At 68.2% G+C, this 21,682-nt stretch carries 15 protein-coding genes; 8 read left to right on the top strand and 7 right to left on the bottom strand.

Going from position 1 to position 21,682, the window contains the following annotated elements; all coding sequences use genetic code 11:
* Positions 1–9: 9 nt before the first annotated feature.
* Positions 10–1,296, bottom strand: a complete 1,287-nt coding sequence (locus ACIUM1_RS12895; protein ID WP_406813089.1) for a DUF3068 domain-containing protein — start codon at positions 1,294–1,296, stop codon at positions 10–12.
* A 184-nt stretch (positions 1,297–1,480) separates the two neighbouring features.
* On the opposite strand from ACIUM1_RS12895, the gene ACIUM1_RS12890 reads away from it, so the two are divergent.
* Both ACIUM1_RS12890 and ACIUM1_RS12885 read left to right on the top strand, forming a co-directional pair.
* Positions 1,481–2,650, top strand: a complete 1,170-nt coding sequence (locus ACIUM1_RS12890; RefSeq protein ID WP_406813088.1) for an acyltransferase family protein — start codon at positions 1,481–1,483, stop codon at positions 2,648–2,650.
* A 156-nt stretch (positions 2,651–2,806) separates the two neighbouring features.
* A complete protein-coding gene (locus tag ACIUM1_RS12885) occupies positions 2,807–4,150 on the top strand; it encodes a lipase family protein (protein WP_406813087.1) in 1,344 nt (447 codons plus the stop codon).
* 50 nt (positions 4,151–4,200) lie between these two features.
* On the opposite strand, the gene ACIUM1_RS12880 is transcribed toward ACIUM1_RS12885, so the two are convergent.
* Both ACIUM1_RS12880 and ACIUM1_RS12875 read right to left on the bottom strand, forming a co-directional pair.
* The gene (locus ACIUM1_RS12880; protein WP_406813086.1) at positions 4,201–5,673 is read right to left on the bottom strand and encodes an AMP-binding protein; all 1,473 of its coding nucleotides are present in this window, start codon (positions 5,671–5,673) and stop codon (positions 4,201–4,203) included.
* A complete protein-coding gene (locus ACIUM1_RS12875; protein ID WP_406813085.1) occupies positions 5,666–6,646 on the bottom strand; it encodes a phosphotriesterase-related protein in 981 nt (326 codons plus the stop codon). Before ACIUM1_RS12875 ends, ACIUM1_RS12880 begins: the two co-directional genes overlap by 8 nt.
* A 122-nt stretch (positions 6,647–6,768) precedes the next feature.
* On the opposite strand from ACIUM1_RS12875, the gene ACIUM1_RS12870 reads away from it, so the two are divergent.
* The 3 genes from ACIUM1_RS12870 to ACIUM1_RS12860 all read left to right on the top strand — a co-directional run bounded on the left by ACIUM1_RS12870 (position 6,769) and on the right by ACIUM1_RS12860 (position 10,271).
* On the top strand, positions 6,769–8,490 hold the full coding sequence (locus ACIUM1_RS12870; protein ID WP_406813084.1) for an acyl-CoA dehydrogenase: 1,722 nt from the start codon (positions 6,769–6,771) through the stop codon (positions 8,488–8,490).
* Positions 8,491–8,643: 153 nt separating this feature from the next.
* On the top strand, positions 8,644–9,339 hold the full coding sequence (locus ACIUM1_RS12865; protein ID WP_406813083.1) for a TetR/AcrR family transcriptional regulator: 696 nt from the start codon (positions 8,644–8,646) through the stop codon (positions 9,337–9,339).
* A complete protein-coding gene (locus ACIUM1_RS12860) occupies positions 9,336–10,271 on the top strand; it encodes a R2-like ligand-binding oxidase (RefSeq protein ID WP_406813082.1) in 936 nt (311 codons plus the stop codon). Before ACIUM1_RS12865 ends, ACIUM1_RS12860 begins: the two co-directional genes overlap by 4 nt.
* A gap of 22 nt (positions 10,272–10,293) precedes the next feature.
* On the opposite strand, the gene ACIUM1_RS12855 is transcribed toward ACIUM1_RS12860, so the two are convergent.
* Positions 10,294–11,712: an NADP-dependent succinic semialdehyde dehydrogenase gene (locus ACIUM1_RS12855; protein WP_406813081.1), complete on the bottom strand. Its 1,419-nt coding sequence runs from the start codon at positions 11,710–11,712 to the stop codon at positions 10,294–10,296.
* Positions 11,713–11,802: 90 nt separating this feature from the next.
* Here ACIUM1_RS12855 and ACIUM1_RS12850 point away from each other — a divergent pair, with 90 nt between their 5' ends.
* Positions 11,803–13,449 (top strand): acetolactate synthase large subunit, encoded by a 1,647-nt coding sequence (locus tag ACIUM1_RS12850; RefSeq protein ID WP_406813080.1) that lies wholly within the window; start codon positions 11,803–11,805, stop codon positions 13,447–13,449.
* 18 nt (positions 13,450–13,467) lie between these two features.
* Here ACIUM1_RS12850 and ACIUM1_RS12845 read toward each other — a convergent pair whose 3' ends face one another.
* Entirely contained in the window at positions 13,468–13,590 is a 123-nt protein-coding gene (locus ACIUM1_RS12845; protein ID WP_406813079.1) for a hypothetical protein, read from the bottom strand.
* Positions 13,591–13,718: 128 nt separating this feature from the next.
* Here ACIUM1_RS12845 and ACIUM1_RS12840 point away from each other — a divergent pair, with 128 nt between their 5' ends.
* Both ACIUM1_RS12840 and ACIUM1_RS12835 read left to right on the top strand, forming a co-directional pair.
* Positions 13,719–14,639, top strand: coding sequence for a LysR family transcriptional regulator (locus tag ACIUM1_RS12840; RefSeq protein WP_406813078.1), 921 nt, complete (start codon positions 13,719–13,721; stop codon positions 14,637–14,639).
* Between the two features lie 95 nt (positions 14,640–14,734).
* Positions 14,735–15,889 carry an NAD-dependent formate dehydrogenase gene (locus ACIUM1_RS12835; protein ID WP_406813077.1) on the top strand — a complete coding sequence of 385 codons (1,155 nt, stop codon included), beginning with the start codon at positions 14,735–14,737 and terminating at the stop codon, positions 15,887–15,889.
* Positions 15,890–15,902: 13 nt separating this feature from the next.
* On the opposite strand, the gene ACIUM1_RS12830 is transcribed toward ACIUM1_RS12835, so the two are convergent.
* Complete coding sequence (locus ACIUM1_RS12830; RefSeq protein ID WP_406813076.1) at positions 15,903–17,354, bottom strand: lipase maturation factor family protein; 1,452 nt, start codon at positions 17,352–17,354, stop codon at positions 15,903–15,905.
* 87 nt (positions 17,355–17,441) lie between these two features.
* Complete coding sequence (locus tag ACIUM1_RS12825) at positions 17,442–21,632, bottom strand: alpha-(1->3)-arabinofuranosyltransferase family protein (RefSeq protein ID WP_406813075.1); 4,191 nt, start codon at positions 21,630–21,632, stop codon at positions 17,442–17,444.
* Positions 21,633–21,682: the final 50 nt, after the last annotated feature.

The raw sequence follows: 21,682 nt of genomic DNA, 5'->3' as shown, positions 1-21,682 counted from the left end.
CGGGCCGGGCTATTCCCGGTCGTGCGGGGCGGGCGGATTGATCTCGGTCGGTCCCGCCTCAGTCGGCTCATCCGGGCCGGGCGGATCGGAGCCGGGCGGACCGGACTCCTGGCGCGCCTCGGGACGCTGGGTGGGCAGCTTCTCGGTCTCGGCTTCGGCGCCGGACACCGGCTCCTCGAGGCCGCTGCGGCCGAAGAAGTCCTGGTCACCGCGGTCCAGGCCGGGGTCGGTCAGCGCGCTTTCGCTGCGCAGGCTGAACGAGGCGAGCACCCCGCCACCGATCAGCGCGATCAGGCCCACCGCGGTGAACGTGATCGGCAGCACCCGCGACCACAACGCCAGCCGGTCGCGCTCATCGCGGGCCGCGTTGATCTGGGATTCGATGGTGTCCTCGTTCGAGGTGACCTTGTAGTCGGCCAGCGTGAGCTCCGGCTTGAGCGGGTCACGGGCGAAGTAGTGGTCGGCGTGCTCGGTCTGCTTGACGATGGTGCCCGACACCGGGTCCACCCAGAACGTGCGCTGCGCCGCGTAGTAGCGGGTCATGGTGATCTGCTCGTTCGGATCGCCGCCCTGGATGCCCCACATCGACGCCGACGTGGTCTGCTTGGCGTCCTCGTTGCCGGGCAGCAGCGACGGGTAGGCCACCGGGGCCACCAGCTTGCCGTCGGCGTTGAAGCCGACGTTCTGGGTGAACTTGTACGTGGTCAGGCCGTTGACGTCTTCCTGGCTGTCGTAGTTGACGTCGAATGCCTTCTGCGCGATCGGATCGAAGTAGGGATAGGTCTTCTTCTCGGTGTGGAACGGGAACCGGTAGGCCAGCCCGTCGTGCCGCAGCGGCATCGCGGTGGGCGGGTTCTCGTCGTTGACGGCGCGCGGCTTCTGCACCGAGCCGCCGGCGTGGGTGTCGTCGGAGACGGCCAGCGCGGTCTTGCGGTTGAGGGTGACGGTGTCGACGATCGCCAGCAGCAGCCCGCTGTCCTTCTGCTTGTCGGTGCGCCGCAACGAACTTCCGACCTGAAGCGTGACCACGTCGGCGTTGGCGGGCGACTCGACGCTGATCTGCTGTTGGGAGACCAGCGGCACGTTCTGGTTGACGACGACGTGGTCGGTCGACAGCGACGAGGAGTCAAGTGCCGTCCCGGTGCCGTCAGCGATCAGCGTCGCGTCGATGTCCAGCGGGACCTTGGTGATCCTGCTGGTGGTGTACGTCGTCAACAGCAGCGCGGCAATAAGCAGGGCAGCTCCGAGGCCGATGATCCCGCATGCGGCGAACCGCAACATGACTGCTCGGTTCACGTCGCTGTGCCCTCCTCAATTCCTTGCTTCATCAGCCGCGACCCGACCCGAGCAAGCAGCCCGGGGCAAACTCGTTCGACCCTAACAGCACAACGTAAGGCAGCGGCTTACGAACCTGTTGCTCACGCGGACGGGTCCTGCGGGTGTACCCCTTCGGCGGGTGACCCGGCACAGGCAAACTGTGATGGTGAGCGATGACCAGCGGGTGGGCGGGGTCCGCAGCTTCCTGCCGGCCGTGGAGGGCATGCGCGCCTGCGCGGCCATCGGCGTGGTGGTCACGCACGTCGCGTTCCAGACCGGGCACTCCAGCGGCGCCACCGGCAGGCTGTTCGGCCGCTTCGATCTTGCCGTGGCGGTGTTTTTCGCGCTGTCGGGTTTTCTGCTGTGGCGCGGCCATGCCGCGGCGGCGCGAGAGCTGGGATCGCGCCCGCGCACCGGCCACTACCTGCGGTCGCGGGTGGTCCGGATCATGCCCGCGTATGTGGTCGCGGTCGTCGTGATCCTGACCCTGTTGCCCGACGCCGACCACGCCAGCCCGACGGTGTGGCTGGCCAACCTGACGCTCACCCAGATTTATGTGCCGCTGACGCTGACCGGCGGGCTGACCCAGATGTGGAGCCTGTCCGTCGAGGTCAGCTTCTATCTGGCGCTGCCGGTTCTGGCATTGCTGGCCCGCCGCCTGCCGGTGCGGGCGCGGGTGCCGGCGATCGCCGCGTTGGGGGCCCTCAGCTGGGCGTGGGGCTGGGTGCCCGTCCATGCCGGGTCCGGCAGCAATCCCCTCAACTGGCCCCCGGCGTTCTTCTCCTGGTTCGCCGCGGGCATGCTGCTGGCCGAGTGGGTGCACAGCCCGATCGGCCAGCCGCATCGGTGGGCGCGGCGGCGCATCGTGATGGCCGCCGTCGCGGTGGTCGCGTACCTGGTGGCGGCCTCCCCGTTGGCCGGCCCGGAGGGCCTGATTCCCGGCACGGCCACCCAGTTCGCGGTGAAGACGGCGGCGGGCTCTGTGGTGGCATTCGCACTGGTCGCACCGTTGGTGCTGGACCGCATCGATACCCCGCACCGCATCTTGGGGACCACTGCGATGGTGACCCTGGGGCGCTGGTCCTATGGGCTGTTCGTGTGGCACCTGGCGGCGCTAGCGATGGTGTTTCCCGTGCTCGGGACGTTCCCATTCACCGGCCGCATGCCCACGGTGCTGGTGCTGACGCTGCTCTTCGGTTTCGCGATCGCCGCCGTCAGCTACGCACTGGTCGAATCGCCGTGCCGAGAAGCGTTGCGCCGCTGGGAGAAACGCGAGAAGCCGGGCGAAACGCCGGAGGCCGTCGACGCGGAGGCGGACGCGATCGCGCCGTGATCCCGCCCCCGTCGCACCCGGTTCCCCGTAGTACGGTACCGAAGGTCTCGAAAGCTCATTTCTGGGTAACCCCCGGTGTGATAGCGCGGCGGGTTCCCGGGTGCCGTCAGCGGCGCGGGCAACGAAGTCGCTTCAGTGGGGGAGAGGCGTTCAACGATGAATAACGACACGATCGCGGCGCGGTCGACGGCGGACGCGCCACACGAGGAGTCGCATCCGGGCGCGCGTCCGCTCTCGCCGGACGACGACCCGTTCTACCAACCGCCGCCGGGGTATGAACACGCCGAATGTGGCACCGTGCTGCGCTCTCGCACCGTCGAGCTGGGCTTCCTGGGTGTGCTGCCGCAAAGCATTCCGGCCACCCAACTCCTCTACCGCAGCACAAACCTGCACGGCGACCCGGAGGTGGCCGTGACCACCGTCTTGCTGCCCGAACACCGCGATCCGCACACGGTGTGTCCGGTGCTGTCCTATCAGTGCGCTATCGACGCGGTGGCGTCCCGGTGTTTCCCGTCGTACGCGCTGCGCCGCGGCGCCGGGCCGATCGGGGCGTTCACGCAGGCGGAATTCCTCCTCGTCGCCGCGGCCTTGGCCGAAGGGTGGGCGGTCTCGGTGCCCGACCACGAGGGCTGTCACGGCATGTGGGGTGCACCCCGCGAACCGGGATACCGGATTCTCGACGGTGTGCGCGCCGCCGTGAGCTGCGAACGGCTGGGGTTGTCACCGTCGGCCCCGGTGGGGCTGTGGGGTTATTCGGGCGGTGGTTTCGCCTCCGCGTGGGCGGCCGAGGCGGCCGCCCACTACGCGCCAGAACTCAATATCGTCGGCGCGGTGCTCGGCTCACCGGTCGCCGACCCAGAAAGCGTCGCGCGCCGCCTCAACGGGTCGTTTTTCGCCGGACTGGCCGCGCTGATGGTTGCGGCGCTGACCGAGGTGTTCCCGGAAGCGCAGCGGGTCGTCATCGAGCACGCCACCGAAGAGGGCAGGGCGGTGCTCAACGAATTGCGGAAGCTGACCACCGCGGGCGCCGTTCGGCGGCTGCGCAACGCCGACATCGGCTCCTACGTCGACATTTCCACCGACGAACTGTGGGAGCTGCCGGAGGTGCGCCACATCTTCGACGAAACCACGCTCGGCAAGACCCCACCCGTACTGCCCCTGCTGGTGATCCAGGCCGTGCACGACAGGATCATCAGCGTCGACGACATCGATGAGCTCGTCGAGACGTACATCGCCGACGGGGTAGCGGTCACCTATCACCGGGACCGATTCTGCGGCCATCTGCTGCTTCACCCGCTATCCGCGCCGATGGCCCTCAGGTGGCTGCGCGACCGGTTCGCCGGACGGCCGCTCGACGAACACAAGAGCCGTACCGTGTGGCCGACCCTGTTCAACCCGTCCACCTACCTCGGCATGCTGAAGCTCGGCGCGATCACGGCCAAGGTGATCTTGGGACGGCCGGTCCGGTCCAGTCCGCTCTCCAAATCCGACGCGGCGTAGGCGGTTTGGGCGGATATCCCGCGTGCGCACGGCCACCGGTCCGCCGGCAATCAGCCGGTCTCCGCGGTCGCCAAGCGCTCGATGATTTGTTCCCGCACCGCCGAGCGGCGGGCCTTGCCGGCGTCGTCGCGCAACGGCTCGTCGACGAATTCGACCGTGTGCGGGACCTTGTAGCCCGCCACCTGCTCGCGCAGGAACGCTTGCACCGCAACGGAATCCAGCGTCGATCCGTCGGCCGTGTGCACCAGGGCGTAGGGCACCTGGCCGAGATCTTCGTGGGGGACGCCGACGACCAGACAGGACAACACGTCGGGGTGTGCCGAGAGTGCGCTCTCGATCTCCGCGGGGTAGACGTTGCGGCCACCGACGGTGAACATGTCGACCCGCCGGTCCGAGAGGTACAGGAACCCGTCGGCGTCGAAATACCCGAGATCGCCCAGCGAGTCCCAGCCGTCGCGGCTTTTCGCCGTGGCACCGACATAGCGGTAGGTAGGCGCACTGTCCGGGCCGGGCCGCATGTAGATCTCGCCGACCACGCCCGGCGGGCAGGGATTGCCGTCGTCGTCCAGCACCTTCATTTCCCCGGCGACCACCACGCCGACCGACCCGCGGTGCGCCAGCCACTGGTCCCCGGAGATGAACGTCAGCGCCTGTAATTCGGTGCCGCCGTACAACTCCCAGACTTTCTCCGGGCCCAGCAGGTCGATCCAGGCCTGCTTGATGGCGGGCGGGCAGGGCGCCCCCAGATGCCAAAACCGCCGGATGGACGAGAGGTCGTAGGCGCCCGGGTCGGCCTGGTATACCGGCAGCGTCCGCTGCATGATGGTCGGCACCGTCGTCAGGAACGTCACGCGATGGTCGGTGATCAGCCGCAGGAACTGCTCGGGATCGAACCGGCTCATCAGCACCAGGTGATGGCGCATCAGCAGCGCAATGGTCGCGATGGTGAAGCCGGTGTTGTGGCTCAGCGGCACCGGCACCAGGGTGGTGTCGCCCTCCTGGGCGCCCAGCGGATAGCCGATCGCCGCCGGTATCCGGCTGTCGCCGCCGGATTCGATCAGCTTGGGCCGGCCGGTGCTGCCGCCCGAACCCATCGCCTTCCACACCGGCGACACCGCCTCCGGTAACGCACCGTCCGAAAGCTCCGGATCGGGCGTGAAAACCATTGGCAAGCTTGGTATCTGGTGATGCTCGCGACCCACCAGCAGGGCTGGTGGCCGCAGGTCGAGCAGGCCCTGCAGCTCGGCATCGGGCAACCGCGCGGACAACGGCTGCGGCACCGCGCCCAGCTTCCAGCACGCCACCGCGGCCTGGATCCACTCGACCGAGTTGGGCAGCACCATGGTCACGTAGTCCCCGACGCCCACACCGCGCTCGGCATAGGCGCGGGCCAGCCGGTTCGTCGAGCGGTCGAGCTGGATCCGGGTGAGGGTCACCCCGTCGCAGCTGACCGCCGGCTCGTCGGGCGCGAGCGCGGCCAGCGCCGAGAGCTGGGTGCCGATCGGCGGGATCGGCTCACTCATATCCGCCCTGCCGCTCGAAGATGCGGCGGGGGTTGTCGACCAGCATGGTGTGCAGCTGGTCGTCGGTGACGCCGCGCTCCTTGAGCGCGGGGATGACGTCGTTGTGGATGTGGAGGTAGTGCCAGTTCGGCATCACCTGTGACACCAGTTCGTCGGGCAGCGCGTCGAAGTAACAGTTGGCGTCGTGCGACAGCACCATCTTGTCGGCGTGCCCGCGCTCGCACATCCGCGCCACGGTGTTCACCCGGTCCTCGAAGGGCAGGAACGCGTCGATGCCGAAACGGTCCATCCCGAGGTAGGAACCGGCGGCGATGAGCTCCTCGAGGTAGCCGATGTCGGTGCTGTCACCGGAGTGCCCGATGATCACCCGGCTCAGGTCGACGCCCTCCTCCTCGAAGATCCGCTGCTGTTCCAGGCCGCGGCGCAGCCCGGCGTGGGTGTGCGTGGAGATCGGCACCCCGGTGCGCTTGTGCGCCTGGGCGACCGCACGCAGCACCCGCTCGACGCCGGGGGTGACGCCCGGCTGGTCGGTGGCGCATTTGAGGATGCCGGCCTTGATGCCGGTGTCCGCGATGCCCTGCTCGATGTCGCGGACGAACATGTCGGTCATGATCTCCGGGCCGCCGAGTTCACCGCCCGGGCCCAGGTAATGGAAGTACATCGGCACGTCGTTGTAGGTGTAAAGCCCCGTTGCCACAACGATATTCAGCTCGGTGGCCGCCGCGACCCGGGCGATGCGCGGGATGTAGCGGCCCAGGCCGATCACGGTGAGGTCGACGATGGTGTCCACCCCGCGGGCCTTGAGCTCATTGAGCCGGCTGATGGCGTCGGCGACGCGCTGTTCCTCGTCGCCCCACGCTTCGGGATAGTTCTCCGCGATCTCGGTGGTCATGATGAAGACGTGCTCATGCATGAGGGTCACGCCCAGCGCAGCGGTATCGATGGACCCGCGAGCGGTATTGAGTTCTGACACGCCACTGATGCTAGGTCGACGGGCACCCGACCAACAGGGCCCTTTTGTTCCGGTCGCCCCGACGGGGCGGCTATTGCAGTACCGTCACCCTCGTCTAATCGAGAATTCCGGGGAGTCAGGTCATGTTGCTCAATCCCAACCACCTGCAACGCCAGTACCCAGACCGCCGCTCGGGCGAGATCATGGCCGCGACGGTGGACTTCTTCGAGTCCCGGGGCAAGGCCCGGCTGAAGTCCGACGATCACGAACGAGTCTGGTACTCGGACTTTTTGGACCACATCGGCCGGGAGCGCATCTTCGCGTCGCTGCTGACACCTGGCGCCTACGGGGCCTCGGAGCAGTTGGCTTGCCGCTGGGACACCTACCGGATCAGCGCGTTCGCCGAGATCGTCGGCTTCTATGGGCTGAACTACTGGTACCCCTTCCAGGTCACCGCCCTGGGACTGGGCCCGATCTGGATGAGCGCCAACGAGGACGCCAAACGCAAGGCCGCCGCGCTGCTCGAGGCCGGCGAGGTCTTCGCGTTCGGCTTGTCGGAGCAGGCGCACGGCGCGGACGTCTACCAGACCGACATGAACCTGACGCCCTCGCCGGGCGGCGGCTGGAGCGCCACCGGGGAGAAGTACTACATCGGCAACGCCAACGTGGCCCGGATGGTCTCCACCTTCGGCAAGTTCGCGGGGACCTCGGAAAATGACCGCGCGTACGTGTTTTTCGCCGCCGACTCCCACCACGATCGCTACCACCTGATCAAGAACGTGGTGAATTCGCAGAACTACGTGGCCAATTACGCGCTGCGCGACTACCCGGTGACCGAGGCCGACATCCTGCACCGCGGCCCCGAGGCCTTTCATGCCGCGCTCAACACCGTCAACGTCTGCAAGTACAACCTCGGCTGGGGCGCGGTCGGCATGTGTACCCACGCGATGTACGAGGCGGTCACCCACGCCTCCAACCGCATCCTGTACGGGACCGTGGTCACCGACTTCACCCACGTGCGGCGGCTGCTCACCGACGCCTACGCGCGGCTGGTCGCGATGCGGCTGGTCGCCACCCGGGCCTGCGACTACATGCGCAGCGCGTCGGCCGAGGACCGCCGCTACCTGCTGTACAGCCCGCTCACCAAGGCGAAGATCACCAGCGAGGGCGAACGCGTCATCACCGCACTGTGGGACGTCATCGCCGCCAAAGGCGTGGAAAAGGACACCATCTTCGAGGCGATGACCCGCGAAATCGGCCTGCTGCCAAGGCTGGAGGGCACCGTCCACATCAACATCGGGCTGCTGGGCAAGTTCATGCCCAATTTCTTGTTCGCCCCCAGCAGCGCGCTGCCGTTGATTGGCCGCCGCGACGACGCGGCCGACGACACCTTCCTGTTCGCGCAGGGCCCGACCGGCGGCCTGGGCAAGGTGCGCTTCGGTGACTGGCGCGCGCCGTTCGACAGCTTCGGGCACCTGCCCAATGTCGCGCTGCTGCGCTCGCAGATCGACGTGCTCGCCGACATGCTGGCCGGCGCCACCCCGGATGCCGCGCAGCAGAAGGACATCGACTTCGCGTTCGCGGTGGGTCAATTGTTCGCCACGGTGCCCTACGCCCAGCTCATTTTGGAGGAAGCCGGGCTGTCGGGCGTCGACGAGGGGTTGATCGACGAGATCTTCGCGGTCTTGGTGCGCGACTTCAACGCCTACGCCGTGGAACTGTCCGACAAGCCGGCGACGACGGACGACCAGGCCCGCTTCGCGCTGCGGATGATCCGCCGGCCCATCCACGACCCGGCGCGCTACGACCAGATTTGGAAGGATCACGTCCTGCCACTGAACGGCGCGTACCGGATGCGTCCCTGACGTTCGCCGCTCGACGGGCGCCCGTCCAGCGGGGCGTTGGGATTCGAGCGCCCGCCCGGCCGGGAGCTCAGCGAGAAGGCGCCGTCGGCGACCCCTTGACTGTGAGGTCCATCACAGTAGGATGACCAGTGGTCATTCGATCGAGGAGGGGCATTGCCAACGGTCACCTGGGCGCGCGTCGACCCAGCTCGTCGCGCCGCAATCATCGAAGCCGCGGAGTCGGAGTTCGGGGCGCACGGCTTCTCGCGCGGCAGCCTGAACGTCATCGCGCGCCGCGCCGGCGTCGCCAAGGGCAGTCTGTTCCAGTACTTCGCCGACAAGCGTGATCTGTATGCGTTCATCGCCGACATCGGCAGCCAGCGGGTGCGTGCCTACATGGAAGACCGCATCCGCGAACTCGACCCCAGCCGGCCCTTCTTCGACTTTCTCACCGACTGGCTCGACGCGTGGGTGGCCTACTTCGCGGACCATCCGCATGAGCGCGCGCTGCACGCCGCGGCAACCCTGGAAGTCGACACCGAAGCCCGCGTCAGCGTGCAGAACGTCATCCACCGCCACTACCTGGAAGTGATGCGACCGCTCGTCCGCGACGCGCGCGTCCGCGGCGACCTGCGTGCGGATTCCGACACCGACGCGCTTTTGTCGTTGCTGCTGTTGATATTTCCGCACCTGGCACTCGCGCCGTACATGCGTGGCCTGGATCCGGTCCTCGGGCTCGACGAGCCCACACCGGAGCAGCCGGCGCTGGCCGTGCGCAGGCTCGTCGCGGTGCTGGCGGCCGCCTTCTCGGCTGCGCCGAAAACGCCGCCAATCAGCTCAACCCGCAAACGATCTGAGGAGGTCACATGAACCGCACCCATATAGCTTCGATGGCCCAGGGGGGCCTCAACTGGGACAGCTTGCCGCTCAAGCTGTTTGCCGGCGGCAACGCAAAGTTTTGGAATCCGGCCGATATCGACTTTTCCCGCGACCGCGAGGACTGGGAACGGCTCACCGACGACGAACGCAGCTACGCGACCCGGCTGTGCGCCGAATTCATCGCCGGCGAGGAGTCGGTGACCCAGGACATCCAGCCGTTCATGGCCGCGATGCGTGCCGAAGGCCGGCTCGGCGACGAGATGTACCTGACCCAGTTCGCCTTCGAGGAAGCCAAACACGTTCAGGTGTTCCGCATGTGGCTCGACGCCGTCGGCGTCACCGAGGACCTGCACTACTACCTCGATGATGTGCCGACCTACCGCACGATCTTCTACGAGGAGCTGCCCGCCTGCCTGAACGCGCTGACGATTGATCCGTCGCCGGCCGCCCAGGTGCGTGCGTCGGTGACCTACAACCACATGGTCGAAGGCATGCTGGCGCTGACCGGTTACTTCGGCTGGCACAAGATCTGCGTGGAGCGCGGCATCCTGCCTGGCATGCAGGAGTTGGTGCGGCGCATTGGCGACGACGAGCGACGGCACATGGCCTGGGGCACCTTCACCTGCCGGCGCCACGTCGCCGCCGACGACGCCAACTGGGGCGTCTTCGAGACGCGGATGAACGAGCTGATGCCACTCGGCCTGCGTCTGATCGAAGAGGGCTTTGCCCTCTACGACCCGATGCCCTTCGGTCTGTCGGTGGACGAGTTCATGCAGTACGCCGCCGACAAGGGCATGCGACGCTTCGGCACCATTTCCAGCGCACGCGGGCGCCCGCTCGGCGAGATCGACCTCGACTATTCACCGGTGCAGCTCGAAGACACCTTCGCCGAGGAGGACGAGAAGCTGCTGGCGGGAGTGTGATGGCGGCGGCCCGGCGACGCGGTCACTCGACCTTGTCGCCGCCGGCCGCGGAGCCGCTCTCGGATTCTCCGACCCACACCGTCTTGGCGTTGACGAACGCGCGGATGCCCAGGCCGGCGAGTTCGCGTCCGTACCCGGACCGCTTGATGCCGCCGAACACCAATTCGGGATAGGACACCGTCATCCCGTTGATGAAGACCTGGCCGGCCTCGATGTCATCGATGAAGCGCTGCTGCTCGGCCTCGTCGTTGGTCCAGGCGTTGGAGCCCAGGCCAAACGTGGTGGCGTTGGCGATCTCGATGGCCTCGTCGATGTCGGCCGCCCGGTACATCGACGCGACCGGGCCGAACACCTCCTCGGTGTACAGGGCCATGTCCTTGGTGATGTCGGTGACCACGGTCGGCGGGTAGAACCACCCCGGCCGGTCGATCGGCTTGCCACCGAGGTGGATCGTGGCGCCCGCTGCCGCGGCGTCGTCGACCTGCTTGGCGATGTCGTCGCGGCCCGACTCGGTGGCCAGCGGGCCCACGTCGGTGTCCGGGTCCGTCGGGTCGCCGACGGTCAGCGCCTCCATCTGCTCGGTGAACTTGTCCACGAACTCGTCGTAGATGTCGGTGTGGATGATGAACCGCTTTGCGGCGATGCAGGACTGGCCGTTGTTCTGCACCCGGGCGGTGACCGCGGTCTTGGCGGCCTCGTCCAGGTTCGCCGAGGGCATCACGATGAACGGGTCGCTACCGCCGAGCTCGAGCACGGTCGGCTTGATCTCGTCGCCGGCGATGGCGGCCACCGACTGGCCGGCCGGTTCGCTGCCGGTCAGGGTGGCCGCCGCGACCCGGGGGTCGCGCAGGATGCGCTCGACCGCGCTGGAAGACACGAGCAGTGTTTGAAAACACCCCTCGGGGAATCCGCCGCGGGTGATGACGTCGGACAGGTAGAGCGCGGTCTGCGGAACGTTGGACGCGTGCTTGAGGATCCCGACGTTGCCGGCCATCAGCGCCGGCGCGGCGAACCGCACGGCCTGCCAGAGCGGGAAGTTCCACGGCATCACGGCCAGCACCACCCCGAGCGGCTGGTAGTGGGTGTAGGCCTTCTTGGCGCCCACCGCCTTGGCGTCGGCCGGCTCGTCGGCCAGCAGCTGTTCGGCGTGCTGCGCGTAATAGCGAAAACCCTTGGCGCACTTCAACGCTTCGGCCTTGGCCGATTTCAGGGTCTTGCCCATCTCCAGCGTCATCATGGCAGCGACGTCGTCGGCCTCCGCCTCCAGCAGGTCGGCGGTCGCGTTTGCCCACTGGGCGCGCTGGGCAAACGTGGTGTTGTGGCGGTAGTCGAGGAAACGTTCGTAGGCGCGGGCAATCGCGGCGTCGACTTCTTGATCGGTGGCCGGGGTGAAGGTCTTCACTGTCTCGCCGGTAGCCGGGTTAATGGTGGCGATGGGCACGGCGGCCCTCCTTCATCGGGTTCGTGTTGCTTGGTGGCTGAGAGTCCAACACCTAGCCTGCCACTATCGTTCCCATAAGGGAGGTGTCGGATGAGCAAAGCCGCTGAGCTGATCGTCAAGTGCCTGGAAAACGAGGGTGTGTCCGTCGTGTTCGGGGTGCCCGGCGAGGAGAACATCCGGTTCGTACAGGCGCTGGCGTCGTCGACCATCCGCTATGTGCTCACCCGGCATGAGCAGGCCGCCTCGTTCATGGCCGAGATGTACGGCAGGGTCACCGGGCGAGCGGCGGTGGTGTCGGCCACGTTGGGCCCCGGCGCGATCAACATGCAGCTCGGTGTGGCCGACGCGACCACCAACAGCACCCCGATGGTCGCCATCTCCGCACAGGTGGGTCACGACCGGGAGTTCAAGGAGTCGCACCAGTACGTGGACCTGGTGTCGATGTTCGCCCCGATCACCCGGTGGTCGGCCGGCGTCCCGACCGCGCGCGCCATCCCCGAGATGGTCCGCAAGGCGTTCAAAGTCTCCGAGGCCGAACGTCCGGGCGCGGTCTATCTGGCGGTGCCCGAGCACATCGACGCCGACGAGACCGACTACGACCTGGCGCCGTTGCCGCGCAACGTCGTCCGCGCCGACGCGCCGGCCCCCCGCCAGGTGGCCCGCGCGGTCGACGTGCTGCGCAACGCGAAGCGCCCGGTGGTGCTGGCCGGGCACGGCGCCGCGCGCGCCGACGCCACCAAAGCCCTGGTGCGCTTCTCGGAAGAATTCGGCATCCAGGTGGCCAACACCTTCCACGGCAAGGGCGTCATGCCCGACGATCACCCCAACAGCATCGGCACCCTGGGCTTCATGCGGCACGACTACGTCAACTTCGGGTTCGACAACGCCGACGCCGTCATCGCCGTCGGCTACGAGTTGCAGGAGTTCGACCCGGTGCGGATCAACCCGCAGGCCGACAAGAAGATCATCCACATTCACCGGTTCCCGGCCGAGGTCGACGCGCACTACTCGGTCGACGTGGGAATCATCGGCGACATCAGCGATTCGCTGAACGCCCTCACCGACGCGCTGTCCGGTCACACCTTCGCCCATGCCGCCGAGGTGCCAGGGTCGGGCCTGCTGAGCGAGGAATTCGAACGGGGTCAACAGGATTCGCGCTATCCGTTGGCGCCCGCGCGGGTGGTCGCCGACACCCGCGCCGCCCTGGGCCGCAGCGACATCGTGCTGGTCGACACCGGCGCCACCAAGATGTGGATGGCACGGCTGTACCCGACGTACGAGCGGAACACGTGTTTGATCTCAAACGGGTTGTCCACCATGAGTTTCGCCCTGCCGGGGGCGCTGGGCGTCAAGCTGGCGCAGCCGGAGGCCAAGGTGCTGGCCGTCGTCGGCGACGGCGCGTTCCTGATGAACTCGCAGGAGATCGAGACCGCCGTGCGGGAGCGCATCCCGCTGGTGGTGCTGATCTGGGAGGACGGCGGTTACGGCCTCATCGAATGGAAGATGGACCTCGAACTCGGGGCGCACTACTACGTGAAGTTCAACAACCCCGACGTGGTGACCTATGCACAAAGCTTCGGCGCCAAGGGATATCGGATCAACAGCGCCGAGGAGCTGCTGCCCACGCTGCGGACCGCGCTGGACGACGACGGTGTCTCACTGATCAGTTGCCCGGTCGACTACTCCGAGAATCTACGGCTGACCGACCGCCTCGGCGAGCTGGACGAAACGCTGTAGACGGCGCGCCGGCCCGGGTCAGGACGACGACTGCTTGATCTGTATCTGGTCGGTGCAGGAGTAGCCCGCCGGGTGCCCGCAGGCCGGGATCATGTAGGTCCGCTGTGCCGTGCCCACCAGGGTGTCGGGATCCCACGTCATGTGGGAGCTGGCAGCATACTGAACCGCACTACCGTCGGCGCAGGCGACGTTGTTGATCGTGTCCAGGACCCATTGACCGGCGAGCGCGCCTGGAACGGGTATCCCCCGGGCCCGTGGTCGAATAGCACATGCTGTTCCGTCAGCTGGAGTACTTCGTCGCGCTCGCGCAAGAGCGCCACTTCGCGCGCGCGGCGAGCGCCTGCTACGTGTCACAGCCGGCACTGTCGGAAGCGATTCGCAAGCTCGAGTCCGAACTCAACGTGCCGCTGGTGCGGCGGGGTCAAAAGTTCGAGGGTCTCACCCCGGAGGGCGAGCGGCTGGTGCCGTGGGCGCGGCGCATCCTGGCCGACCGCGACGCCCTCAAACAGGAAGTCACCGCACTGCGGGCCGGCCTCACCGGCGAGCTGCGGCTCGGTGTGGTGCCGGCCGCTTCGACTACCGTTGCGCTGCTGACGGATCCGTTCTGCGCGGCGCATCCGCTGGTGCGGGTTCAGCTCGAGGTCAACCTGCGCTCGGCCGGAATCGTGCAGCGGGTGCGCAAGTTCGAACTGGACGCGGGCATCCTGTATCCGGATCAACAGGACACCGCCGACCTGCTGGTCACCCCGCTGTATCACGAGCGGCCGGTGCTCATCGCCGCCGCCGAACTCGTTGGCGGCCAGGCGAACACCATGGCGTGGTCCGACGCCGTGCAGCTGCCCCTGTGTCTGCTGACCCAGGGCATGCGGGGCCGGCGGGTCATCGACGACGCGTTGGCCACCCACGGTTTGCAGGTGACCCCGCAGCTGGAAACCGATTCCGTGGCCGCGCTGTTCGCTCACGTGCGTACCGGCCGCTGGGCGAGCATCGTGCCGCAACCATGGATCCACACCCTGGGCGTACCCGCCGGGGTGAGCGTGTTGCTGCTGCGCCGCCCGTCGGTCACCGCGTTGATAGCGCTGGTGACCAACCGGGCGGAGCCGGGCTCGTTGTTGGCGCGCGCGCTGCGCCAGACCGCGCGTGAGGCCCGCATCGGCGCGACGCTCAGCGAGCTGTCCGAACCGCGCTGATCGGCGTCGCCTATCAGCCGGTCGGAATCCTGTCTTGGACACCGCGGCGGAGCGCTGGCGAGACTGGGTTCGACCGCCGGTTAAAGGAGACTTCGATGGCCAAGTGTGTGATGGTGCTCTACCCCGACCCCGTCGACGGGTATCCGCCGAGCTACGCGCGCGACAGCATTCCGCCCATCCACAGTTACCCCGACGGCAGCGCCGTGCCCAGTCCGTCGAAGATCGACTTCACCCCTGGTGAGCTCCTCGGCTGCGTGTCGGGCGCCCTGGGGCTGCGTAAGTTCTTCGAAGACGCCGGGCACGAATTGGTGGTGACCTCGGACAAGGACGGCCCGGACTCGGAATTCGAACGTGAGCTGGCCGACGCGGAAATCGTTATCTCGCAGCCGTTTTGGCCGGCCTACCTGACCGGTGAACGCATCGCGCGGGCACCGGGACTCAAGCTGGCCCTGACCGCCGGCATCGGCTCGGATCATGTGGACCTGGATGCGGCCCAACAGCGCGGGATCACCGTGGCCGAGGTGACCTACAGCAACAGCATCAGCGTCGCCGAGCACACGGTGATGCAGATACTGGCGCTGGTACGCAATTTCGTCCCGTCGCACCGGTGGGCGACCGAAGGCGGCTGGAACATCGCCGATTGCGTCGAGCGTGCCTACGACCTCGAGGGCATGGATGTCGGCTTGATCGCGGCCGGCCGGATCGGGCGTGCGGTCCTGCGTCGGCTGGCGCCGTTCGACGTCAACCTGCATTACACCGACACCCGCCGTCTATCCCCGGAAGCGGAGAAACAACTCAACGTCACGTTCCATCCCACGGTCGAGTCGCTGGTGCGGGCGGTCGACGTGGTGTCCATCCACTCGCCGCTGTATGACGACACCCGCAGGATGTTCAACGAGCAGCTGATCTCGACCATGCGGCGGGGTTCATACATCGTCAACACCGCCCGCGCCGAGGAGACGGTCCCAGAGGCGATCGCGGACGCCCTGAAGTCCGGGCAGCTGGCGGGCTACGCGGGAGACGTGTGGTATCCGCAGCCGCCACCGCCCGACCACCCCTGGCGAACCATGCCGAATAACGCGATGACACCGCATGTTTCGGGCACCACACTGTCGGCTCAGGCGCGTTATGCGGCCGGCACCCGGGAGATCCTGGAGAGCTGGTTCGCCGGCACGCCCATTCGTCCTGAGTATCTGATCGTCGAAGGCGGCAAGCTTGCGGGCACCGGAGCGCTGTCCTACCGGAAGTAGCCCCGGGCGACCCTCAACCGGCGCTGGTCGCCGTCGACAAGGCCGTCGGTGGCACGTAACCGCCGATCAGGGCGCGATGCCACCAGGCCCGATCGCGCCGCAGCTCGGCCGGCGTAGTGAAGCGGTACTGGTAAAGCTGGGCCCGCACATAGCGGGGCGGCGAATCGGGGAACGGGTTGTGACGCAACAGCCGCAGCGTCGGTCGATCGTTTACCAGCAGCCGGTACAGGAACGGCCCGAGCCACGGCTGGGCGTAGCCCGGCGAGATCGCCGCGAACCACATCAGCCAGTCCAGGCGCAGATGATAGGGCGCCCACTGCCTCGGCAGCCGGCGCAGCGCGCCCGGTTTGCCCTTGAATTCGTATTCCTGCCATACGGTTTGAGCGGAGATGACCGCGTCGTCGGTGCCTTCGATCACCACCTCCCGCCGGACCCGTCCGATGCTGCCGAAGGCCCCGTAGGTGTTCACCAAATGAAACGAGTTGAACGACATGTTCATTCGCTGCCGCGAGGACAACATGTTCGCCAGCGGCCAGTAACTCATGAACAGCACCGCGGCCGTGATCGCGGCCACCAGTACGACGAACCACAGCGGTGGCGCAGCCACACCCGCATGCGCGGGCACCAGACCGTCGGGCAGCACCATCGCCAGCGACGCGTCGTCGATGGCGCTGAACGCCAACACGATCGTCACCCAATTGAGCCAGGCGAAATTGCCCGAGGCGACCAGCCACAACTGGGTGACGACGATGATCGCGGCGGCGGCGCTGGCCACCGGCTGCGGTGCGAACAACCCGAACGGCACGATCAGCTGCGCGAAATGATTGCCCGCCACTTCAATTCGATGCAGTGGCTTAGGCAGATGGTGGAAGAACCAACTCAACGGCCCCGGCATGGGTTGCGTCTCATGGTGGTAGTACAAACAAGTCAGATCACGCCAGCACGGGTCGCCGCGCAGCTTGATCAGTCCGGCCCCGAACTCCACCCGGAACAACAGCAGCCGAACCATCCACAGCGTCAGCACCGGCGGCGCGACGTCGTGATTGCCCAGGAAGATCATCAGGAATCCGGTTTCGAGCAGCAGCGACTCCCAGCCGAACGAATACCAGGTCTGGCCGACGTTAACGATCGACAGGTAGAGCACCCACAGCGCCAGCCACATCGCCATCGCGGCCCCCAGCGGTACCGCGTCGGCGGCGCCGGCGACGATCGCCGCCGACAGCGCCGCGCCGAACCAGGCGACCGCTGAAAACAGCCGATCGGAATAGCGCAGGTGAAAAAGGCTGGGCGTCCGCCAAAATGAGTGCCTCGCCAAGAACTGCGGAACGGGCAGGATGCCATGCTCGCCGATCAGCGCGCGGAACTGGAGCGCGGCCGCGACGAAGCCGAGCAGGTAAATCGCCGCCGCGCCGCGTTCGAGCACCAGTCTGCCCACCCAATATCCGGGTGCGGAAAACCACTCCATGGCGCGAACTCCTCGGTTGGTGACGGTTACGCCGACCCGCATATCCAGTCAATCAGCCGGTAAACGGGTAGCCAATAGCCCGGCCAACTATGTGTCGAGCGGCCCCCGCGCGCGGCCGGGGATGGCAATCACCGAAGCGGCAAGCACCGCAAGCGAAATCAGCGCCAGCAACTGGACACTGGCGGAATGGCCGGCGTAGCCGTCGGCCGACCGCCAGGGCTGCCGTGACAGCGCCGCCCCGGCCAGGATCAGCCCACCGGCGCTGCCCACCGCGCTGAGGCGTGCCCAGCGCCACGGGTGCAGCGCGTACCGCAGGCCCAGGGCGGCGCCCATCACCGCCAGACCGCCCAGGCCGGCGATCACGCCCGCCGCGGCCAGCGCCGGGATGGCCGCCCATGCGCCGGGGCGCCATGGCCGCACGGGCACGTCGTCGACGTCCTTTCGTCGGCTGCGCCACAGCGCGAGCATCGCCAGCAGCGGCAACAGGGCCAGGCCCACCGCCAGGCCGGCCCGGTAGAGCGAGTTGTAGGCGAACGTCAGCGTGATGGTGCCGGCCTGCCCCGCGGGCACCACCCAGCCCTGCTGCCACCCGTTGACGGCGATCGGGGTCAACCGGGCCCCGGTGCTGGTGTGCGCCACCCAGCCCGGGTTGATGCTTTCCGGGATGACCAGTACCCGGGAGGTGGGCGACGCGGGTGCCTGCACTTCGCGTCGCGCCGGGCCCCAGGTTTGCCATGACGAAACACGCACGGGCCGTGCGGTTTCGGGGGCGGACGGAGTGGTCAGTTCGGCCCCGTCCACCACGAACTGAGCGCCGGGGCTGATCAACAGCTCCTGTTGGCCCGCGGGTAGCGCGATCGGGTCGCGGTCGCAGGGCACCGCGGGCAGGGGCGCGTCGTCCAGGATGGCCCCCACGGTGGTGTGTATTGCGGTGTGCACGAACCGACCCGCGACCGCGATGACGGGTCCGTGGTCGCAGCCGACGGTGACGTCCCGGCTGCGGTTGCGGGCCGCGTCGGCGGGTGCGATCGGGTTTCCGTCGGCGCCCAGCGCCGCGACCTCGGCCAGCCCGGGTGGCTTGAGCTGGTCGAAACCCAAGGCGTTGCGGTCGATGACGTCCTGCCAATTCAGCAGGCTGACGGTCACGGTGTCGGTCACCCGAGGTTTCAGCGACACGATCTGCGCGCCGTCGGGTTGCACGGCGGCGGCTTGCGGGCCATCGCCAAGGTTGACGGCCACCATGGTCGGGTGCGCGGGCAGCGTTGACCGGCTGGGAGCCAGCCGCACCCCGGTGACCTCAGTGGGGCGGGGCAGCGTGAGGGTCAGGGTCGCCGGCGTCTTGTGCTGCACCACCCGCTGCGGCGCCGTCCACGCGGTGGCCGGGTCGCCGTCGGTGGCCGCGTACGCCGAGCCGAGGACATCCACCGTATCGGAATCGCCATGCGCCACAGCGGTATTCGGCTCGGTGAGCAGGTCAGCCAGCTTGGGTCCCTGGCGCGGACGCACCCACACCATCGGCGTCACCGACATCGCCGTCGGCACGGTCAGGGTCCGGCTGAAAGTGACCGGCTCTTCCGGGGCCAGGGCCATCGACGGCGCGCAGCGCACACCGTCGGGCGCCTGGGCGCAACCCGGCCTGCCCAGCAGTCCCGATCCCAGGTCCCACCCGGTGATCGCCGATCCCGGCGGGGGTCCGGGCACCCGCACGGTGTGCCGCAGGTCCACCTGATGGGCGAATCCGGACGCGTCGTACTGGGTGATCGACAGATCGGTGATGCCGAACTGCACCCCGGCGGACCCGTCGTCGGTGCCCGCCGCGGTGATCCGTACCCAGGGGGTCTCGCCGAAGGGGAGCGCTGCGGCAAGCGGCTTGCCCGGCTCGTCGAAGCGCAAAGTGGTGCTGCCGGTGGCGGTTTCGATCAGGATGCGGCGTACCTGGGCGCCGACGGCGGTGGCGCTGGGTGTCAACGTGATCGCCGCGTTCGTCACCGGGTGGTCGAAATCGATCTGCATCCATTGACCGACGGCGGCCTGCAGCGAATTGGACACCCAGGCGGTCCCCGAGTCGCCGTCGACCGCCGCGGCCGGTGAATTCGCCGGTGCGACGTCGGGCATTGCGGTGGAATCCGATGACGAACTCGAGACAGTGATCCGGCCGCCGGTCCAGGCGCCGGCCACCGGATCGGCGCCGGGCACCGGATAGTCGGGCACCCGGTTGTAGGTGTGTCGGGCATCGCCGGGGGCCCGGATGGCCGACGAATGTTGGTCCACCCGGCCGTAATCCGTCTCCCGTGCCATCGGGGTGTCGGTGATGGTCACCCCGGCGTTCATCGGCAGCCCGGCACCGCGCGCGTCGGCGGTCAGCAGTGCCGGTCCCAGCGGCGGCTGACCGAGCAGCCGCCGCCGCTCGTCGAGACGCAGCAGCGCCTCGGGCCCGCCGTCGACCAGGGCCAGCCGGTCGGTGTCGACGAAATACGGTGTGGCAGGGTCGTCGTCGCCGCCGACTGCAAAGATCTCGACCGCCGGATACCGCGGCCGCAGTCCGCTGTCGGTGACGAACCCCGCCAGCGTGCCGGGGCCCACCGGCGCGCCGAACTGTGCGACCTTGCGGAGTCCGGGCGACCCGTCGATGGCGCGGTGCACCAAAATGGGGCGCGCCGAGCGTGACGTGTCGGGGTCCAGGTCGTTACGTAGCGCGATGAATGAAATGCCTTGCCGGGCAAGGGTATCGGCCAATCCGGCCGATGGGCGGCCGGCGGCGAACAGGCGCTGCACCGAATCCAGCGCCCGGATGGTCTGCGGTGGGGTCAGCGGAATGGAATCCCGCACGCCCCACGGGCTGGCACCGAGCACCTGCAGCGGCTCGTCGTGGCTGGTGCCCCACACCTGGGTGGCGAACGGCGCACCCGGAACCACGAGCACCCGCCCGGGTGTCGGTTTCCCGGTGTTGTGCTCGGTGAGCCAGTCGGCGGCCTGCTGCCAATACTGCGGGATCGCGGTGAAGGTTCCCGGCGGGGCCAGCCGCCCGGTCCACGCCAGTGACGTGCTGACCATCAACGCCGTCACGACCACGATCGCGGTCGCGATCCGTTTGTCCCGCTCCGGGTGTGCAAAGGCCCGCGACCACACCGACATTGGCGCGCTGCCCGGCAGCGGAATCCGCCCCAGCAGCTGGGCCAGGCCCAGCACCACCGGGATCCTGATCACCGACCCGAGCTTGTGCACGTTGCGCAGCGGGGCGCCGCCGGCGTCCAGGAAGGCTTGCACCGCGTGCGCCACCGGTGAACCAAGGCCGCCGCTGTATCCCGCGGCCATCAACACCACGCCGGCCAACAGCATGGTCACCAGCCGCCCGCGCGCCGGCATGGCCGGGCTCGCGAGCCCCGCCAGTCCGGCCGCCGCGACCAGGCAGGTGCCGAGCACGGCCGCCGAGCCGGTCACCAGGGGAGCGCCCGCGGTGGCGGTCGGCGCCACGTACGGGGTCCAGCTGTCGGTGCCGCGCAGCATCTCGACCAGTGACGACCATTGCGTCGTCACGCCGGAGGATTCGATGAAGTCCAGAAACGGCGGGCTGATGGCGCGCAGCATCACCAGCGCCACCACCCACCACAGCGTCGCCAACACCAGCGCGACGAGCCACCACCCGGTGTACCGCCACCACAACCGGTTCGGCCGGTGGCATGCCCACCAGATGACTGCCGGCAGGCAACCGGCCACGGTCGCGATGGCGTTCACCGCGCCCATCAGCGCGACGGCCAGGCCCGCCTGCCCGGCCAGCGCGCGCACCGACCGGTCGCTGGAGCCTCGCAGGGCCAGGATCGTGGGCAGTAACACCCACGGCGCCAACATCATCGGCAGTGTTTCCGACGAGATCGATCCCAGCGTGGTCAGCACCCGCGGCGACAGCGCGAACGCGGCCGCGGCGAGCACCCGTGAGGCCGGGCTGCCGATCCGCAGCGCCTCGGCGACCCGCAACAGCCCCCAGAAGCCCACGGTGAGCAGCAGCGCCCACCACAGCCGCTGGGTGATCCAGCCGGGAACGCCCAACGCGTGGCCGACCAGAAAGAACGTGCCGTGCGGAAACAGGTACCCGTAGGCCTGGTTCTGCGCCTGTCCGAACGGCAGCTCGCTGTTCCACAGATTGGTCGCCCGGGCCAGAAAGCGCAGCGGGTTCGCGGTCAGGTCAAGCTTGGTGTCGGGGGAGATCCGACCGGGGGACTGGGCGAACGTCAGGGCCAGCGCGATCGCACCGACCACCCACAACCACCGGCGCGCCACAGGCCCAGCCGTGGAGCATGAGACCGGCGGTTCGGTCCCCGTCCGCGACC

The organism is Mycobacterium sp. M23085 (genome assembly GCF_045343915.1).
Lineage (GTDB): Bacteria > Actinomycetota > Actinomycetes > Mycobacteriales > Mycobacteriaceae > Mycobacterium.
This window is presented reverse-complemented; position numbering and strand designations above follow the sequence as displayed.

What these genes read in the sequence shown, in the direction of transcription:
- ACIUM1_RS12890 (WP_406813088.1), top strand. Translation starts at nt 1,481, where the DNA reads ATGGTGAGCGATGACCAGCGGGTGGGCGGGGTCCGCAGCTTCCTGCCG.
- ACIUM1_RS12885 (WP_406813087.1), top strand. Translation starts at nt 2,807, where the DNA reads ATGAATAACGACACGATCGCGGCGCGGTCGACGGCGGACGCGCCACAC.
- ACIUM1_RS12880 (WP_406813086.1), bottom strand. Translation starts at nt 5,673, where the DNA reads ATGAGTGAGCCGATCCCGCCGATCGGCACCCAGCTCTCGGCGCTGGCC.
- ACIUM1_RS12870 (WP_406813084.1), top strand. Translation starts at nt 6,769, where the DNA reads ATGTTGCTCAATCCCAACCACCTGCAACGCCAGTACCCAGACCGCCGC.
- ACIUM1_RS12860 (WP_406813082.1), top strand. Translation starts at nt 9,336, where the DNA reads ATGAACCGCACCCATATAGCTTCGATGGCCCAGGGGGGCCTCAACTGG.
- ACIUM1_RS12850 (WP_406813080.1), top strand. Translation starts at nt 11,803, where the DNA reads ATGAGCAAAGCCGCTGAGCTGATCGTCAAGTGCCTGGAAAACGAGGGT.
- ACIUM1_RS12845 (WP_406813079.1), bottom strand. Translation starts at nt 13,590, where the DNA reads ATGACGTGGGATCCCGACACCCTGGTGGGCACGGCACAGCGGACCTAC.
- ACIUM1_RS12840 (WP_406813078.1), top strand. Translation starts at nt 13,719, where the DNA reads ATGCTGTTCCGTCAGCTGGAGTACTTCGTCGCGCTCGCGCAAGAGCGC.
- ACIUM1_RS12835 (WP_406813077.1), top strand. Translation starts at nt 14,735, where the DNA reads ATGGCCAAGTGTGTGATGGTGCTCTACCCCGACCCCGTCGACGGGTAT.
- ACIUM1_RS12830 (WP_406813076.1), bottom strand. Translation starts at nt 17,354, where the DNA reads ATGGAGTGGTTTTCCGCACCCGGATATTGGGTGGGCAGACTGGTGCTC.